Origin of the sequence: Mycobacterium conspicuum (assembly GCF_010730195.1) — a bacterium.
Classification (GTDB): Bacteria; Actinomycetota; Actinomycetes; order Mycobacteriales; family Mycobacteriaceae; genus Mycobacterium; species Mycobacterium conspicuum.
The window spans coordinates 1,755,708-1,771,716 of the sequence record NZ_AP022613.1 but is presented as its reverse complement, the minus strand read 5'-3'; the positions used below and the strand labels follow the sequence as shown (position 1 = coordinate 1,771,716).

The window sequence follows — 16,009 nt, the reverse complement described above, 5'->3', positions numbered from 1 at the left end:
TTCGGCAGCGCGCGATGACGTCGCCGCCGTAGGGTGACCGCATGCCAGCCAGCCGCACCCTCGTCTCGTCCGGATCCGACTACGAATCGGTGGTCGGCTACTCCCGCGCGGTGCGCGTCGGCCCGCATGTGGCGGTGGCCGGGACAACCGGGACGGGACCGTCCGGCGACGTCGCGGCGCAGACCCGAGATGCGTTGCACCGCATCCAAATTGCGCTCGAACAGGCGGGCGCGGGGCTGGCGGACGTGGTCCGTACCCGCATCTACGTGACCGACATTTCGCGGTGGCGCGAAGTGGGGGAAGTGCACGCGCAGGTCTTCGGCGAAACCCGTCCCGCGGCCACCATGGTCGAAGTTTCGGCGCTGATCTCACCCGAACTGCTGGTGGAGATCGAAGCCGAGGCCTATGTGGCCTCCGGGGAGTCCTGAGAGTCCGCGATCGGCGGAAAGGTCCCGTCGGGCCCTGGCCGATACGGCGTGACCTTGATCACGGCGCTCGCCGGCAGCGGACCGTACAAATGCGGGAAGCGCATCGCCTCCGGATCCGACGAAACCCCCGGCTCCCAGCGCAGCGGTGCCTCCAGCGCCGCGGCATCGACGTGGAGCAGGACCAGGTCAGCGCGGCCGCGGAACAGCCGGTTTGCCGGCAGGTGCACCTGCTGGAGCGTCGAGAGGTGAATGAACGCGGGCTCGTCGGGCGAATCGTTCGGCTCGACGCGGATTCCGCCCCGGTTACGGGCGCGCGCCCATTCGTCCTCCGAACAGAGATGGGCCAGTACAGCGGGGGTTGCGGACATCACATTTAGTTTGCCCGACGCGTGTACGGGAATTCGTGAGAAACGACACACCTGATAACGGCCCGGGAACAACGCGAAAACTCAGAACGTCTGACACAGTTGAAGACACGCCAGAACGGAGACACCATGAACGCAACTCTGACCAGTCCCGAGCTGACTAGAGCCGACCGGTGCGACCGCTGCGGCGCAGCAGCCCGGGTACGCGCCAAGCTGCCTTCCGGTGCCGAACTTCTCTTCTGCCGGCATCACGCCAACGAGCATGAGGCCAAACTGACCGAGCTCGCCGCAGTGCTGGAGGTCAGCGGAAGCTAGTCGGGGCGAATCGCCCGTCGGCAATGAGGCCCACGGTTGCCATCGTCGGCAATGCTGGAAGGGTATGAACGACCAACCCGCTAAGCCGAATCGGCATCACATCCGGCGAATAAGCCTGAGGACCCTGTCCAAGAGCTGGGACGACTCGATCTTCTCGGAGTCGGCGCAGGCCGGCTTTTGGTCGTGCTTGTCGTTGCCACCGCTGTTGTTGGGAATGCTGGGCAGCCTGGCTTACGTAGCTCCGCTGTTCGGCGCGGACACGTTGTCCATCATCGAGCAGCGCGTGATCTCTACGGCGCACAGCTTTTTCTCGACCAGCGTGGTCAACGAGATCATCGAGCCCACCATCCGCGATATCGCCGGTGAGGCGCGCGGCGAGGTGGTTTCGCTCGGATTCGTCATTTCGCTGTGGGCGGGATCGTCGGCGATGTCGGCGTTCGTCGACTCGGTGGTCGAGGCGCATGATCAAACGCCGCTGCGTCACCCGGTGCGGCAGCGCTTCTTTGCGCTGTTTCTGTACATCGTGCTGCTGATGTTCGTGGTCGGCTTCGCGCCGTTGGCGGTGGTCGGCCCGCGCAAGGTGGGCGAGCACATCCCCAACAGCTGGGCCAACGTTTTGCACTACGGCTACTACCCGACGCTGGTGGTCGGCCTGATGATCGGGGTCATGCTGCTGTATCGGGTGGCGCTGCCGGTGCCGCTGCCGTCACACCGATTGATCTATGGGGCGGTCCTGGCCACCACCGTGTTCGTGGTGGCCACGCTGGGGCTCCGCTTCTACCTGAGGTGGATCACCAGCACCGGCTATACCTACGGCGCGCTGTCCACGCCGATCGCGTTTTTGCTTTACGCATTCTTCGCCGGCTTTGCGGTGATGATCGGCGCCGAACTCAATGCCGCGATCCAGGAAGAATTTCCCGCGCCCAAGACGCATGCCCACCGGCTGCGCAACTGGCTGGTGTCGCGCCTGCGCGGGATGCGGTCCCCCGGCACGGCCGGGACGTCGGTGGATGCGCCGCCGGCACAGCAGAACACGGTGACGGCAGAGCCGCCGAGCTGATCAGCCCTTCTTCAGCCTGTCGTAAATCCGTTTGCAATCCGGGCAGACCGGCGAGCCCGGCTTCGCCGACTTGGTGACGGGAAATACCTCACCGCACAGGGCGACCACGTGATTGCCCATGACGGCGCTCTCGACGATCTTGTCCTTCTTGACGTAGTGAAAGTATTTGGGCGTGTCACTGCCGGTCCCGTCGTCGACGCGTTCATCGGCGTCGGTGCGTTCGATCGTCTGGGTGTCCATGCCAGACATTGTGCCCCCTGACTCGCCCCGGCCGGAACCGAACCGATGTGGGAGAGTGGAGTAATGAAGCGCGGCTCCAAGCTGGGTTTCGACGATGATGGCCATCCGGTGCTGATCACCGCCGCCGCCCCGTCGTATGAGGAGGAGCATCGCGCGCGGGTGCGTAAGTACCTGACCCTGATGGGGTTTCGCATTCCCGCGCTGCTCCTGGCCGCCGTCGCCTACGGCGCCTGGCACAACGGTCTGATCTCGCTGCTGATCGTGGCGGTGTCGATCCCCTTGCCGTGGATGGCCGTGCTGATCGCCAACGATCGACCCCCGCGCAGCTCCACCGAGCCCCGGCGGTTCGATGCCGTGCAGCGACGCACCCCGTTGTTCCCGACGGCCGAGCGCCCGGCGATCGAGGCGCCGCGACCCGCGGACCCCCAGCACCGGGATTAGCGCACTTCTCAGCACATTCTCAGGTCTTAGAACATTTTCAGCCACATTTCTGCACGTCAAAGCGTGTGAGATGACGCGGGGGCGGGAACTCTGAGGGCTGATCTGTCGTTAGACGTCATGACAGTACAAAGCCGATCGGGGAGGGCGTAATGGCCGAAGCCACCACCAAAAGGGCCACATCAAGCCGGGTTGATGGAGATCTCGATGCTCAAAGCCCTGCAGCGGACCTGGTGCGCGTCTATCTGAACGGCATCGGGAAGACCGCGCTGCTCAACGCCGCCGGCGAGGTCGAGCTGGCGAAGCGCATCGAGGCCGGGCTCTACGCCGACCATCTGCTGGAAACCCGTAAGCGGCTCGGCGAGAACCGTAGGCGCGAACTGGCCGCCGTGGTGCGCGACGGCGAGGAGGCCCGCCGACACCTGTTGGAAGCGAATCTGCGCCTGGTGGTTTCGCTGGCCAAGCGCTACACCGGCCGGGGCATGCCGCTGCTGGACCTCATCCAGGAGGGCAACCTCGGCCTGATCCGCGCGATGGAAAAGTTCGACTACACAAAGGGATTCAAGTTCTCGACGTATGCCACCTGGTGGATCCGTCAAGCCATCACCCGCGGCATGGCCGACCAGAGCCGCACCATCCGGCTGCCGGTCCATTTGGTGGAGCAGGTCAACAAGCTCGCCCGGATCAAGCGGGAGATGCACCAAAACCTCGGACGGGAAGCCACCGATGAAGAGCTGGCCGCCGAATCCGGCATCCCGGTGGACAAGATCAACGATCTGCTCGAGCACAGCCGCGACCCGGTGAGCCTGGACATGCCCGTCGGCTCCGAGGAAGAGGCCCCGCTGGGTGACTTCATCGAGGACGCCGAAGCGATGTCGGCCGAGAACGCGGTGATCGCCGAGCTGTTGCACACCGACATCCGCAGTGTGCTGGCCACTCTCGACGAGCGTGAGCACCAGGTGATCCGGTTGCGGTTCGGACTGGACGACGGCCAGCCGCGCACGCTGGATCAGATCGGCAAGCTGTTCGGTCTGTCCCGCGAGCGGGTCCGCCAGATCGAGCGCGATGTGATGTGCAAGCTGCGCAACGGCGAACGCGCCGACCGGTTGCGCTCCTACGCCAGCTGATCGCAGCCCAAGCCAGTAACCCACACGGTATGCCCGCCGCATCAGCGGCGGGCATACTGCTTGCCTGGGAGGCGTTAAACCCATTCACGCAGCTGGCCAAGTAGACTCAGCGGCAATGGAGGGTGCTGAATGAACGAGCTGGTCGATACCACCGAGATGTACCTGCGGACGATCTACGACCTCGAGGAAGAGGGCGTGACGCCGTTGCGTGCCCGGATCGCCGAGCGGCTCGAGCAGAGCGGCCCGACCGTCAGCCAGACCGTCTCCCGGATGGAGCGCGACGGGCTGCTCCGCGTGGCCGGCGACCGTCACCTGGAACTCACCGACAAGGGCCGCTCACTGGCCATCTCGGTCATGCGCAAGCACCGGCTGGCCGAACGACTGCTCGTCGACGTCATCGGTTTGCCCTGGGAAGAGGTGCACGCCGAGGCATGCCGCTGGGAGCACGTGATGAGCGAGGACGTCGAGCGCCGGCTGGTCGCGGTGCTGAACAACCCGACCACCTCCCCGTTCGGCAACCCGATCCCCGGCCTGTTGGACCTCGGAGTGGGCCCGGAGTTCGGCTCCGGCGACGCCAACCTGGTCCGCCTGACCGAGCTGCCCGCCGGACCGCCGGTCGCGGTCGTCGTCCGCCAACTCACCGAGCACGTCCAGGGCGACATCGACCTGATCACTCGGCTCAAGGACGCGGGCGTGGTGCCCAACGCCCGGGTCACCGTCGAAACCACCCCGACCGGCGGGGTCACCATCGTGATCCCCGGCCACGAGAACGTCACGCTGCCCCACGAGATGGCGCACGCCGTCAAGGTCGAAAAGGTCTGACCCACCTCGCTTTCTAGCCGGCCCGCCGGCCGAACGTGCGACGCGGCGGCAACCGCACCCCGAGACGATCCGCAAGCCGATAACCGGTATCGGCAAGCCGCCGAATGTCGCACGGCCGCAGGCCGGATTGCAGCGCGGTGTCCAGCATGCCCGCCATCCGGTGGTCCGGTTCGCAGCGCAGCGCCGCCTCCAGCGACACCCCGGCCAGCGGCCCGTCGCCGCGCGCGTAGGCGCTGAAGGCGAGCAGCACCAGCGCCTCCACCCGCCACGGCGGGGGCAGGGTGCGCGCCAGCACCGCCCACAACGACTCGACGGCGCCGGCGTTTTCCCCGACGGCGAGCGCATAGAGCAAATCGCGCACCTGCGGGTGGGTCAGCGCGCAGCCCAGCCGGGCCACCTCGGCGTCGGGCAGCGGTTGCCCGGCGGCGACCCGCGCGGCCGCGGCCACCGCGTCCTCGACGTCCCGGCTCACCTGCCCGTCGGAGCCGTCGGCGCGCCCCGCGGCCCGCCGCTCGACGCGTTTGATAGCGGCGGCCAGTTCGGCGCTGCGGGTGGGGTCGTCGACCGCGATGACGGCCTGCAGGTCGGTGCGTCGCGGGTAGAGCCGCCGCCCGTCGAGGACCGCGGCGACGGCCAGCGGCGACGCCGACGGATCGTCGACCACGCCGCTCGAACCGCAGCCGTCCACGCAATGCCAGCGTCCGCCCGCGGCGATCCGGTCCACCACGTGCGCCGCCCACAGCTCAATGTCGTTCTGCGCCAACGCTTCTGCGAGTGCGGTACACAGCTCGCGGTGGTCCTCGTTGCACCGCGGGCAGTGCGCCCCCTCCTCGTCGACGATCACCGCGATCGCGGCCTGCGGCGCGGCGGCCGCGGCGACCTCGGCGAAGTGCTCGACTCCGTCGTGCAGTTCCTCGGACAGGTCGACCCGCATCACCGACCCCAATTCGCCGCCGTCCAGCGACACCAGGACCAGTGATTTTTCCGGGACGAAACCGAGAACGGCCGGTAGCGCGGCGATTAACGCTCCGGGGCGGTTCAGCTCAAAGTCAGCTCGATGCTTGGTCATGAGCCTCAACGCTGACGACCGTGACCGTCAGCTCGCGCCCGCACACCGCGATCAAACGGTCGTCTGTGGAGAAAGTTCGGACTGTGAGCCTTATCGTCTATCCCATGGGTTCGATGCAGGAGTACGACATCGTCGTGATCGGGTCGGGACCGGGCGGGCAGAAGGCCGCCATCGCCTCGGCCAAGCTAGGCAAATCCGTCGCGATCGTCGAACGCGGCCGCATGCTCGGCGGGGTGTGCGTGAACACCGGGACGATCCCGTCAAAGACGTTGCGGGAAGCCGTGCTCTACCTCACCGGGATCACCCAGCGCGAGCTGTACGGCGCGAGCTACCGCGTCAAGGACCGCATCACCCCGGCCGATCTGCTGGCCCGCACCGAGCACGTCATCAACAAGGAAATCGACGTGGTGCGCAATCAGTTGATGCGCAACCGGGTGGACCTGCTGGTCGGGCATGCCCGCTTCGTCGACCCGCACACCATCGCCATCGAAGATCCCGCCCAACGCGAAACCACCACCATCACAGGCGATTACATCGTCATCGCCACCGGCACCACACCGGCCCGGCCGTCCGGGGTCGAGTTCGACGAGGACCGGGTGCTCGACTCCGACGGGATCCTCGACCTCAAGTCGCTGCCCACCTCGATGGTCGTCGTCGGCGCCGGGGTGATCGGCATCGAGTACGCCTCCATGTTCGCCGCGCTGGGCACCAAGGTGACCGTGGTGGAGAAGCGCCAAGACATGCTGGACTTCTGCGACCCCGAGGTGGTCGAGGCGCTGAAATTCCACCTGCGCGACCTGGCGGTGACGTTCCGGTTCGGCGAAGAGGTGACCGCGGTCGACGTCGGTTCCGCGGGCACCGTCACCACGTTGGCCAGCGGCAAGCAGATTCCCGCCGACACGGTCATGTACTCCGCCGGACGCCAGGGCCAGACCGAGCACCTCGACCTGCACAACGCCGGTCTCGAGGCCGAGGGGCGCGGCCGGATCTGGGTCGACGACAAGTTCCGCACCAAGGTCGAGCACATCTACGCCGTCGGCGACGTCATCGGGTTCCCGGCCCTGGCGGCGACGTCGATGGAACAGGGCCGGCTGGCCGCCTACCACGCGTTCGGGGAATCCTGCGACGGCATCACCGAGCTGCAGCCGATCGGCATCTACTCGATCCCCGAAATCTCCTACGTCGGGGCCACCGAGGTGGAGCTGACCAAGGAATCGATCCCCTACGAGGTGGGGGTCGCGCGGTACCGGGAACTGGCCCGCGGCCAGATCGCCGGCGACTCCTACGGCATGCTCAAGCTGCTGGTGTCCACCGAGGACCAGAGGCTGCTGGGGGTGCACATCTTCGGCACCGCCGCCACCGAGCTGGTGCACATCGGGCAGGCCGTGATGGGCTGCGGCGGCACCGTGGATTACCTGGTCGACGCCGTGTTCAACTACCCCACCTTCTCCGAGGCCTACAAGGTCGCCGCGCTGGACGTGACCAACAAGCTGCGCGCGCTCAGCCAGTTTCGCCGCTAGCAGGGATCGCGGTAGTCGGTCGGCGCGGTATCCCCGGGGCCGCCGCCCTCGGCGCGCGCCAGCAGCGCGGCGGTGTGTTCGTCGAACGGCGCCGAGTACGACACGTTCTCCGCGCACCCACCGCCCTGCAGGCCACCGATCAGCCCGGTCACCGCGACACCGCTGATCCAGGGCGCGCCGCTGGTGCCGTCGACCAGCCCCTCGCACGGCAACGACGGAAACCCGTCCCCGGTCATCGCGCTGCTGGCCTGACAGCCGATGGGCAGGCCACCCACGCCGCCGGGGTAGCCGATCACGCTGATCCGACTGCCCGCGGCGGGTGCTGCGGCCAGGGACAGGGCGGAGCCGACGTGGGCCTCCAGCGTTCCGGGGCCCAGACCGGTGACCCGCGCGATCGCGTAATCGGCGCGCGGATCCTTCGTCGCCAGCCAACGGGGATCGAAGTACGTCTCGTGCAGCGTCCACATGTCGAAGTCGTCACCGGCGAAACCGGGGACGAAGCCCGCCGACGTGCCCCCGGACAGACAGTGCGCCGCGGTCAGAACCAGGTCCCCGCTTTTGGAATGCACCACCGAGGCCGTGCACGCATGCCGGGCGGTCCCGCCGAAGAAGACCGCGCCCACCCGCGGGTCCGGGTCCACCGGGCCGGCCACGCCCGCGCGCGCGGGGTCGGCGAGCTGCTTCACGGGTACGCTGGGCCGTGGTTTGGGTGCGGGGACAGCCAGCCCGGGACCAGCGGGCCGAGTGCACGAAACCACCAGGAGAGCCATACCGGCCAGCAGGCTGACCAACAGGCACAGCAATACCCTCATCGTGCGCATTGAGTCCCATCATGCCCGACCACCGGCCGTAGACCGGTCGTCAGCCTGTAACAATCGCACTAATCGTCTTGCCGGCATATTTCGCACCGGCCAGGCCGGCCACACGTTTCCGAAGTTAGAGGGACACTGGATACCGGCCCCCAGAGAGGAGGCAGCAACCATGTCCGACGACCAGGACCGCATCAACGAGCAACACCTTCAGCCCGGGGAGTCCGGCATCTACGAGCTCGAGTTCCCCGAGCCGCACCTGGTGACGTCCGACGGCCAAGGCCCGGTGTTGATACACGCCCTGCAGGGCTTTTCCGATGCCGGCCACGCGATCCGGCTGGCCGCGGCGCACCTGAGGGCGGCCCTGGACACAGAATTAGTCGCGTCATTCGCGATCGACGAACTGCTGGACTACCGCTCGCGGCGCCCGCTGATGACCTTCAAGACCGATCACTTCACCAGCTACGACGATCCGGAGCTCAGCCTGTACGCGCTGCGCGACAGCATCGGCACGCCGTTTCTGCTGCTGGCCGGCATGGAGCCCGATCTGAAGTGGGAGCGCTTCATCACCGCGGTGCGGTTGCTGGCCGAGCGGCTCGGGGTGCGACGAACCATCGGCCTAGGCACCGTCCCGATGGCGGTCCCGCACACCCGGCCGATCACGCTGACCGCGCACTCCAACAACGGCGAGCTGATCGCCGATTTCACGCCGTGGATCTCGGAGATCCAGGTCCCGGGCAGCGCCTCCAACCTGCTGGAGTACCGGATGGCCCAGCACGGTCATGAGGTGGTGGGATTCACCGTGCACGTCCCGCACTACCTGACCCAGACGGACTACCCCGCCGCCGCGCAGGCGCTGCTCGAACAGGTGGCCAAGTCCGGGTCGCTGGACCTGCCGTTGGCGGCGCTGTCCGAGGCGGCGGCCGAGATCCGGGCCAAGATCGACGAACAAGTCGAGGGAAGCGCCGAGGTCGCTCAAGTGGTGGCGGCACTCGAGCGCCAGTACGATGCGTTCATCGACGCTCAGGCGACCAGGTCGTTGCTGCGGCGCGACGAAGATCTACCCAGCGGCGACGAGCTTGGTGCGGAATTCGAGCGATTCCTCGCCCAGCAGGCCGAGAAGAAGTTCGACGACCCCGACCATCCCGACCCCTCCTGACCTTCCGGATCCACCAGCCCCAACGACACGACGAGGTTGCGACATGCCTGAGAAAAAGCGCAATCTCCGTCCGGTGCGGGAAGTGACCGCTCCGACACTGCAATTCCGCACCATTCACGGTTACCGGCGGGCCTACCGCATCGCCGGTTCCGGGCCGGCGATTCTGCTGATTCACGGGATCGGCGACAACTCCACCACCTGGAATGCCGTCCAGGCCAAGCTCGCTCAGCGGTTCACCGTCATCGCGCCGGATCTACTGGGGCACGGGCAGTCCGACAAGCCGCGCGCCGACTATTCGGTCGCGGCGTACGCCAACGGGATGCGCGACCTGCTCAGCGTGCTCGAGATCGAACGGGTCACCGTCGTGGGTCACTCACTGGGCGGCGGGGTGGCAATGCAATTCGCCTACCAGTTCCCGCATTTGGTGGACCGGCTGATTCTGGTCGGCGCCGGCGGCGTCACCAAGGACGTCAACGTGGCCCTGCGACTGGCCTCGTTGCCGATGGGCAGTGAGGCCCTGGCCCTGCTGCGCTTGCCGCTGGTGCTGCCGGCGTTGAGGATCGGCGGGAAGATCGTCGGCAGGGCACTGGGGACGACCGGCCTGGGCAACGACCTGACCCAGGTGCTGCGAATCCTGGACGACCTGCCGGAGCCGACGGCCTCGTCGGCGTTCACCCGCACCTTGCGGGCGGTGGTGGACTGGCGCGGGCAGATCGTGACCATGCTGGATCGATGTTATTTGACCCAGGCCATCCCGGTGCTGATCGTCTGGGGCACCCGCGACGTGGTCGTGCCGGTTCGGCACGCGCGGATGGCGCACTCGGCGATGCCCGGCTCCCGGCTCGAAATCTTCGAGGGCGCAGGCCATTTCCCGTTCCACGACGATCCGGCTCGTTTCATCGACGTCGTCCAGCGTTTCATCGACAGCACCGAACCCGCCGAATACGACCAGGCCGCGCTTCGTGAGTTGCTCCGCACCGGCAGCGGAGAACAAAAGGTCACGGGGCCGGTCGACACCCGCGTCGCGGTGCTCAGCGCGATGGGCTCTGACGAGCGCAGCGCCACCTGAGTTAAATCGGTTGCGCCCGGTCGTATAGTCGGGCCATGGGCGTCGAGGTGACTGTGCTGCGGGTGTTCACGGATCCCGACGGCAACTTTGGCAATCCACTCGGCGTCGTCGACGCCAGCAAGGTCGAACCCGCCGATCGGCAACGCCTGGCAACCCAATTAGGTTACAGCGAAACGATATTCATCGATCTTCCAGCCGCCGGGGCGAAGACCGCGCACGCCTACATCCACACCCCCAGCACCGAAATCCCCTTCGCCGGCCACCCCACGGTCGGAGCTTCCTGGTGGCTGCGCGACAACGGCATGCCGGTCAACACGCTGCAGGTGCCGGCCGGGCTCGTCCAGGTGAGCCACGACGGCCAGCTCACCACGATCAGTGCACGCGCAGCATGGTCTCCCGAATTCGAAATCCGCGAACTCGGTTCGCTCGAAGCGCTTTTCGCGGCTGACCCCGACGATTTTCCCGACGACGTCGCGCACTACCTGTGGACGTGGACCGATCGCTCCGCCGGAGCGCTGCGTGCGCGCATGTTCGCGTCCAATCTTGGTGTGCGCGAGGACGAGGCGACCGGCTCGGCGGCGATCCGGATCACCGACTACCTCAGCCGCGACCTCACCATCACCCAGGGCGAGGGGTCCGTGATCGCAACCACGTGGGACCCCGCCGGGTGGGTCGGTGTGACCGGGCGGGTCGTCAACGATGTTGTGCGACAGATCAACTGACCGACAGACGGCTCAGCCCTTTCGGTGCAACACCGCGGCGAGGTGGTCCTGCAGCGGCTGGCCCACCGCCCCCATCCGCACCGTGTACGACAGGTCGTCACCCGCGATGCGCACGGAGCGGCCCAGCGCGGTCACTTCCTTGGCGGTCGGCGCCAATCCGATTGTGGTCGAGGACAATTCGACGTCGATGACGTCCCCGGTGACCGAATAGGTGCCCGCGTCGATTTCGGTGATGCCGCTCGGGTGGGCGAGGACCAGCTCGACACGGCCCGGCGCCGGCACCCGCAGATATCCGGCCTCGGCGTGCAGGGGCTTGCCGTCGGCGACCGCCTTGGTCTTTTGCGTGTAGGCCAGAAACGGCTTGCCGACATGGGAGAACACCACCTCTTCGAAATATTCGAAGGTCTGGATCGTCGGGTACTTGCCCGCTCCCCTGCCGGCCCAGGTGCCCAGCAGCGGCGCCAGCGCCTCGAGGTCGGGGTGTAGGTCGGCCATGTCAGCTCGGGGTCGAAACCTTGCGATGCGCGCGCAGCGCTTCGATCTCGCGCTCGAAATCGTCGGCCGAGGAAAAGGATCGGTACACCGACGCGAACCGCAGGTACGCGACCTCGTCGAGGTCGCGCAGCGGGCCGAGGATCGCCAGGCCGACCTCGTGACTCGGAATCTCCGGCGATCCCGCCGCACGTACGGTGTCCTCGACCTGCTGGGCCAGCAGATTCAGCGCGTCTTCGTCCACTTGGCGACCCTGGCAGGCGCGCCGGACCCCGTTGATGACCTTCTCCCGGCTGAACGGTTCGGTGACGCCGCTGCGCTTCACCACGGCCAGAACCGCGGTTTCGACGGTGGTGAACCGGCGCCCACACTCGGGGCACGACCGGCGGCGCCGAATGGCCTGGCCCTCATCGGTTTCCCGCGAGTCGATCACGCGCGAGTCCGGATGCCGGCAGAACGGACAGTGCATAGCCGCTCCTTCGCCGTACCAACATCCCGGCCTCAGGGACTGCCCCGAGACCACCCCGAGCGTACCTGTGCGTCGGCCGATGGGGCCAAACCCCGCCGGGGTGGGTGCCAGCGTTGGCGCAGAGCGATTTTGGCAGTACACCGCCCCGGCCGTCAGCCGACCGGCGCGATGAGCGTCTGCCCGGCGGCCACCGTCGGCGAGTTCAAGCCGTTGAGTTCGCGGATCCGCTCGGCGACCCGCCGCGCCGGCGCCTGGGGCGCCACCCGGGCCGCCACGTCCTGCAGCGATTCACCGCTTTCCACCCGCACCACGCCGAGCCGGTCGGGCACCTGGGCCGCAGCGCCGGAGTCGCCGTTGGCCAGCTGCCCGAAATGAGCGACCAGGCCAAGCCAAAGGGTGACGATGCCGGCCAGCAGCGCCAACCCCACCGTCGTCGCGAGCGGGACCGGACGGCGGCGATGGGGAGCCACCGACATCGCGACTCCGCCACCGCGGTAGACCATGGGCGCTCCGGCCGGCCGCGATGGTGCCGGCCTTCGCGACCCGGCCACCGGACGCGGCACCGGGCGCTGAACCCGACGCTGCACGGCGCCAGTACCCGACGGGTGCGACGGGATCGTGTGGATGAGTGTCATCTGCCTACCTCCGGACCGGGATTTCTCGCTCGTGTGTTCGACTGTAGTCGCTCGCATGTTCGAATACCGAACATTTGAGCGAAGCGTGTCGCCCGAACGAAACGCTAGACCAGACCACCGACAAGGTCTGTGCGCCGCAACCCAGATCGTGGCCTGTCATGGAGCACAAATACCCGATCCCGGCAAGAGTTACACACTTGTGATTCTCGGCCCGATCCGGGAGCTCCGACACGCGGTCTCGAACACATGTTTGATTCTTGGGCGTGGTGCGGCTACATTCATGCCATGGGCGACAGCAACGACATCTCAGCAGCCAGCGGGCTCACCGAGCGGCAGCGCACCATCCTGAACGTCATCCGCGCTTCGGTGACCAGCCGCGGTTACCCGCCGAGCATCCGCGAAATCGGCGATGCCGTCGGCCTGACCTCGACCTCCTCGGTGGCACACCAGTTGCGCACCCTGGAGCGCAAGGGCTACCTGCGGCGCGACCCCAACCGGCCGCGGGCCGTCGACGTGCGGGGCGCCGACGAGGCGGTGACACCGCCCAGCACCGACGTCGCCGGCTCGGATGCCCTGCCGGAACCCACGTTCGTGCCCGTGCTCGGGCGCATCGCGGCCGGCGGTCCGATCCTGGCCGAGGAAGCCGTCGAAGATGTGTTCCCGTTGCCGCGTGAGCTGGTCGGTGAGGGGACCCTGTTCCTGCTGAAGGTGGTCGGCGACTCGATGGTCGAGGCCGCGATCTGCGACGGCGACTGGGTGGTGGTGCGACAGCAGAACGTCGCCGACAACGGCGACATCGTCGCGGCCATGCTCGACGGTGAGGCCACGGTCAAGACGTTCAAGCGCGCCGGCGGTCAGGTGTGGCTCATGCCGCACAACCCGGCGTTCGATCCGATCCCCGGCAACGACGCGACCGTGCTCGGCAAGGTCGTCACGGTAATCCGCAAGGTATAGACGTCAGTCGGCCTTGACGAAGCCGCTGGATAGCGCGGCATCCTCACTGGCGAACCAGATTTCGGCGACCGTGTCGTCGTAGAGCGCGCTGTCGGGCAGGTAGTACAGGCCCGAGCCGGCGCTCGCCTTCACGGGGTAACCCTCGGGCACCTGGTAGGGGTCGGCCAGCGGCATGTGGATCGTCGGGCGCCGCGCGGGCGCCGACGGCTGCGCGGCGGCCCCAGCGGGCTGGGCGGGCTCGTCCTCCTCGGCGCCGTTCACCGCGGCGTGGTGCCGCCCGGTTCGTGCGGTCGGGGGAGGCTCCGAATAGTCGGGCTCGGCGAACACGTCGTCGGAATAGACGTCGTCGCCCGCCACCGTCTCCGGGGGGCCTTCGGAGAAGACGTCGTCCGGGTGGACGATGTCGGGAAGCGGCCCCTCGGAGAAGACCTCATCCGGATACGCGACATCCGGCGGAGGCCCCTCGGAAAACACGTCATCTTCGGCGGCGGGCTCCGGCGGGCCTTCGGAGAAGAGGTCCTCCGGATAGGCGTCGTCCGCAAGCTCGGCTTCGGCAGCGCCGCGGAACACGGCACGCGACAGCGCCGGATCCGACACGACGGGCGTGGGCGTCGTGTCCACCGCGTCGGGATCGTCGGCGTCGAGCTCGTCGGCGCGTGCTCCGGGGAACGCCGCGTCGGCGACGGGCCAACGCGCGTCGGCGTCGTAGCCACCGGTGTGATCATCCTGGTAGTCCCCCGCCGGCGCGCCCGCACGGGCGGCACGACGCGCGTCGCGCCGCCGCCACCAGCCCAGCACCAGCAAGCCCACCAACACGACCAGCAACACCGCCGCAACGGCGGCCACCAGCCACCACCACTGCCAGGCGAAGCCCTTGGCGTGGGGTGCGGTCGTCGAGCCGCTCGGCTGGTTCTGGCCCGCCACCTGCAGACCGGACAACAGCGGCGCCAGGTTCGCCGGGTCGGTGCTGAACGTGTTGGTGTCGCGGTTCCACGCGATCTTGCCGCCGGTGAATCGCTGCGAGACCGAGTCACCGTCGGTCGCCTGATCGGCCACCGGAGCGCCGAGCTTGCCGGTCGGACCGCGGAGCTTGTCCCAGGCGGCCTTGATGGCCCCGCGCACCACGAACGCGCCGTGGTCCGGGGTCCAGAAGATCACCGGCTTGTCGGACGCGGAGAACGTGGCGATCCGGCTGGACGGGCCGATGCCGCCGTCGGATTCGTTGGCGGTCGGAAAACCCAGGTCACTGCCGACCGGTCCGCCCAGCGACTCGTACTTCGCCAGGATGTCGCTTTCCAGGGCGTTCGCGCCGGTTGCCGGGCTGAAGTACACCTTGCCGCCGGCGAAGGGCTGCACGATGCCGTCGCCGCCGATGGGCTGCTGGCCGCCCTGCTTGGCGCCCAGCGGGCCGTTGACGCCGCCGGCCGCGCGCCACGCCATGTTGATGGCCGCGGTCGGATCGACCGGGACCTGCAGGCCTTTCAGCTGATCGGCCAGCGCGGCGGGCTCGGTGGCGAAGTCCTTGGTCTTTTTGTTCCACGAGACGGCCCCGCCGGCGAACTTCTGGGAGATGACCTCGCCGTCGAACGTCTCGTCCCCGACCGGAGCGCCCAGCACGCCGCCCGAGCTGCCGAGCCGGTCCCAGGCGGCGTTGAGGGCGCCGCGCACGACGAAGGCGCCGTGGTCGGGGGTCCAGAAGATCACCGGCTTGTCGCTGGCGGAAAAGGTTGCCGCGCGGCTGTCCGGTCCGGCCAGGCCGGGAACTTCGTTGATGGTCGGCCACCCCAGGTCGCTGCTGGCCGCGCCGCCGAGCGACTCGTATTTGTCCAGGATCGGCCCGTACATGTATTTGGCGCCGGTGTCGGCGGTGTAGAACATCTTGCCGCCGTCGAAGTCCAGCGCGAATCCGTCGCCGACGGGGTAGACGTCACCCTTGCGCGCGCCCAGCGGTGAGGTGGGGCCGCCGGCCTTGTCCCACGCGGCCATCATGGCGGCCTCGGCGTCGCCGATCGGGGATGCCGCCACGGTGGGCGCCAGCAATGCGGCGGCTACTGCCGTGGTCACCAAGCTGACCAGCACCCGCCCGACCAGCTTGCGCAATTGACCTCTCTGCCCGTTCACCAAGCCTCCCAGCCGACGGATACGACCCTAAACCGCGGCCGTTCCCGTAACCCGCTCGCCCGGCGAGCGGAGGGTACGCCCACAATAGGCGCTCCCCCGCTTGGTCCGTGTTATTGCCGGGCTCGCATAACTTTGCTCTAGCGAACGATAATTACCCAATCGGATCGAAAATAGTACGAAAACGGATACCTATCC

At 67.7% G+C, this 16,009-nt stretch carries 19 protein-coding genes; 11 read left to right on the top strand and 8 right to left on the bottom strand.

Annotated features, from left to right (window positions below):
• The first annotated feature begins 41 nt into the window (after positions 1–41).
• The gene (locus G6N66_RS08575; RefSeq protein WP_085235860.1) at positions 42–428 is read left to right on the top strand and encodes a RidA family protein; all 387 of its coding nucleotides are present in this window, start codon (positions 42–44) and stop codon (positions 426–428) included.
• On the opposite strand, the gene G6N66_RS08570 is transcribed toward G6N66_RS08575, so the two are convergent.
• Positions 404–796, bottom strand: coding sequence for a DUF952 domain-containing protein (locus tag G6N66_RS08570; protein ID WP_085236217.1), 393 nt, complete (start codon positions 794–796; stop codon positions 404–406). The two genes, G6N66_RS08575 and G6N66_RS08570, sit on opposite strands and share 25 nt — an antisense overlap.
• A 126-nt stretch (positions 797–922) precedes the next feature.
• Between G6N66_RS08570 and G6N66_RS08565 the strand changes: the two genes are divergently transcribed.
• The gene (locus G6N66_RS08565; RefSeq protein WP_085235861.1) at positions 923–1,108 is read left to right on the top strand and encodes a DUF7455 domain-containing protein; all 186 of its coding nucleotides are present in this window, start codon (positions 923–925) and stop codon (positions 1,106–1,108) included.
• Between the two features lie 64 nt (positions 1,109–1,172).
• A complete protein-coding gene (locus G6N66_RS08560; RefSeq protein ID WP_085235862.1) occupies positions 1,173–2,168 on the top strand; it encodes a YihY/virulence factor BrkB family protein in 996 nt (331 codons plus the stop codon).
• Here G6N66_RS08560 and G6N66_RS08555 read toward each other — a convergent pair whose 3' ends face one another.
• Positions 2,169–2,408 carry a DUF3039 domain-containing protein gene (locus G6N66_RS08555; protein ID WP_085236219.1) on the bottom strand — a complete coding sequence of 80 codons (240 nt, stop codon included), beginning with the start codon at positions 2,406–2,408 and terminating at the stop codon, positions 2,169–2,171.
• 45 nt (positions 2,409–2,453) lie between these two features.
• Here G6N66_RS08555 and G6N66_RS08550 point away from each other — a divergent pair, with 45 nt between their 5' ends.
• The 3 genes from G6N66_RS08550 to ideR all read left to right on the top strand — a co-directional run bounded on the left by G6N66_RS08550 (position 2,454) and on the right by ideR (position 4,795).
• Complete coding sequence (locus G6N66_RS08550) at positions 2,454–2,849, top strand: DUF3099 domain-containing protein (RefSeq protein WP_085235863.1); 396 nt, start codon at positions 2,454–2,456, stop codon at positions 2,847–2,849.
• A gap of 149 nt (positions 2,850–2,998) precedes the next feature.
• The gene (sigB, locus tag G6N66_RS08545) at positions 2,999–3,973 is read left to right on the top strand and encodes a sigma-70 family RNA polymerase sigma factor SigB (RefSeq protein ID WP_085235864.1); all 975 of its coding nucleotides are present in this window, start codon (positions 2,999–3,001) and stop codon (positions 3,971–3,973) included.
• Between the two features lie 129 nt (positions 3,974–4,102).
• Positions 4,103–4,795 (top strand): iron-dependent transcriptional regulator IdeR, encoded by a 693-nt coding sequence (gene ideR / locus G6N66_RS08540; protein ID WP_085235865.1) that lies wholly within the window; start codon positions 4,103–4,105, stop codon positions 4,793–4,795.
• A gap of 13 nt (positions 4,796–4,808) precedes the next feature.
• Here the strand turns inward: ideR and G6N66_RS08535 are convergent, their stop codons facing one another.
• Complete coding sequence (locus G6N66_RS08535) at positions 4,809–5,864, bottom strand: DUF4192 domain-containing protein (protein ID WP_085235866.1); 1,056 nt, start codon at positions 5,862–5,864, stop codon at positions 4,809–4,811.
• A gap of 113 nt (positions 5,865–5,977) precedes the next feature.
• On the opposite strand from G6N66_RS08535, the gene sthA reads away from it, so the two are divergent.
• Complete coding sequence (gene sthA / locus G6N66_RS08530) at positions 5,978–7,384, top strand: Si-specific NAD(P)(+) transhydrogenase (RefSeq protein ID WP_139825522.1); 1,407 nt, start codon at positions 5,978–5,980, stop codon at positions 7,382–7,384.
• On the opposite strand, the gene G6N66_RS08525 is transcribed toward sthA, so the two are convergent.
• The gene (locus G6N66_RS08525; RefSeq protein ID WP_232079234.1) at positions 7,381–8,205 is read right to left on the bottom strand and encodes a trypsin-like serine peptidase; all 825 of its coding nucleotides are present in this window, start codon (positions 8,203–8,205) and stop codon (positions 7,381–7,383) included. The genes sthA and G6N66_RS08525 overlap by 4 nt on opposite strands.
• A 160-nt stretch (positions 8,206–8,365) precedes the next feature.
• Here G6N66_RS08525 and G6N66_RS08520 point away from each other — a divergent pair, with 160 nt between their 5' ends.
• Genes G6N66_RS08520 through G6N66_RS08510 form a run of 3 tightly spaced genes read left to right on the top strand, consistent with a single transcriptional unit; the run spans position 8,366 to position 11,143 of the window.
• The gene (locus tag G6N66_RS08520) at positions 8,366–9,352 is read left to right on the top strand and encodes a proteasome assembly chaperone family protein (RefSeq protein ID WP_085235868.1); all 987 of its coding nucleotides are present in this window, start codon (positions 8,366–8,368) and stop codon (positions 9,350–9,352) included.
• 43 nt (positions 9,353–9,395) lie between these two features.
• On the top strand, positions 9,396–10,421 hold the full coding sequence (locus G6N66_RS08515; protein ID WP_085235869.1) for an alpha/beta fold hydrolase: 1,026 nt from the start codon (positions 9,396–9,398) through the stop codon (positions 10,419–10,421).
• Between the two features lie 35 nt (positions 10,422–10,456).
• Positions 10,457–11,143, top strand: coding sequence for a PhzF family phenazine biosynthesis protein (locus tag G6N66_RS08510; protein ID WP_085235870.1), 687 nt, complete (start codon positions 10,457–10,459; stop codon positions 11,141–11,143).
• A gap of 12 nt (positions 11,144–11,155) precedes the next feature.
• Here the strand turns inward: G6N66_RS08510 and G6N66_RS08505 are convergent, their stop codons facing one another.
• The 3 genes from G6N66_RS08505 to G6N66_RS08495 form a co-directional block, all read right to left on the bottom strand.
• Positions 11,156–11,638, bottom strand: coding sequence for a peroxynitrite isomerase (locus G6N66_RS08505; protein WP_085235871.1), 483 nt, complete (start codon positions 11,636–11,638; stop codon positions 11,156–11,158).
• Position 11,639: 1 nt separating this feature from the next.
• Positions 11,640–12,104 carry a transcriptional regulator NrdR gene (gene nrdR / locus G6N66_RS08500; RefSeq protein ID WP_085235872.1) on the bottom strand — a complete coding sequence of 155 codons (465 nt, stop codon included), beginning with the start codon at positions 12,102–12,104 and terminating at the stop codon, positions 11,640–11,642.
• 152 nt (positions 12,105–12,256) lie between these two features.
• Positions 12,257–12,739, bottom strand: coding sequence for a LysM peptidoglycan-binding domain-containing protein (locus tag G6N66_RS08495; protein WP_085235873.1), 483 nt, complete (start codon positions 12,737–12,739; stop codon positions 12,257–12,259).
• A gap of 285 nt (positions 12,740–13,024) precedes the next feature.
• On the opposite strand from G6N66_RS08495, the gene lexA reads away from it, so the two are divergent.
• Positions 13,025–13,693, top strand: a complete 669-nt coding sequence (gene lexA / locus G6N66_RS08490) for a transcriptional repressor LexA (RefSeq protein ID WP_085235874.1) — start codon at positions 13,025–13,027, stop codon at positions 13,691–13,693.
• Positions 13,694–13,696: 3 nt separating this feature from the next.
• On the opposite strand, the gene G6N66_RS08485 is transcribed toward lexA, so the two are convergent.
• Positions 13,697–15,793, bottom strand: coding sequence for an LGFP repeat-containing protein (locus tag G6N66_RS08485; protein ID WP_085235875.1), 2,097 nt, complete (start codon positions 15,791–15,793; stop codon positions 13,697–13,699).
• Positions 15,794–16,009: the final 216 nt, after the last annotated feature.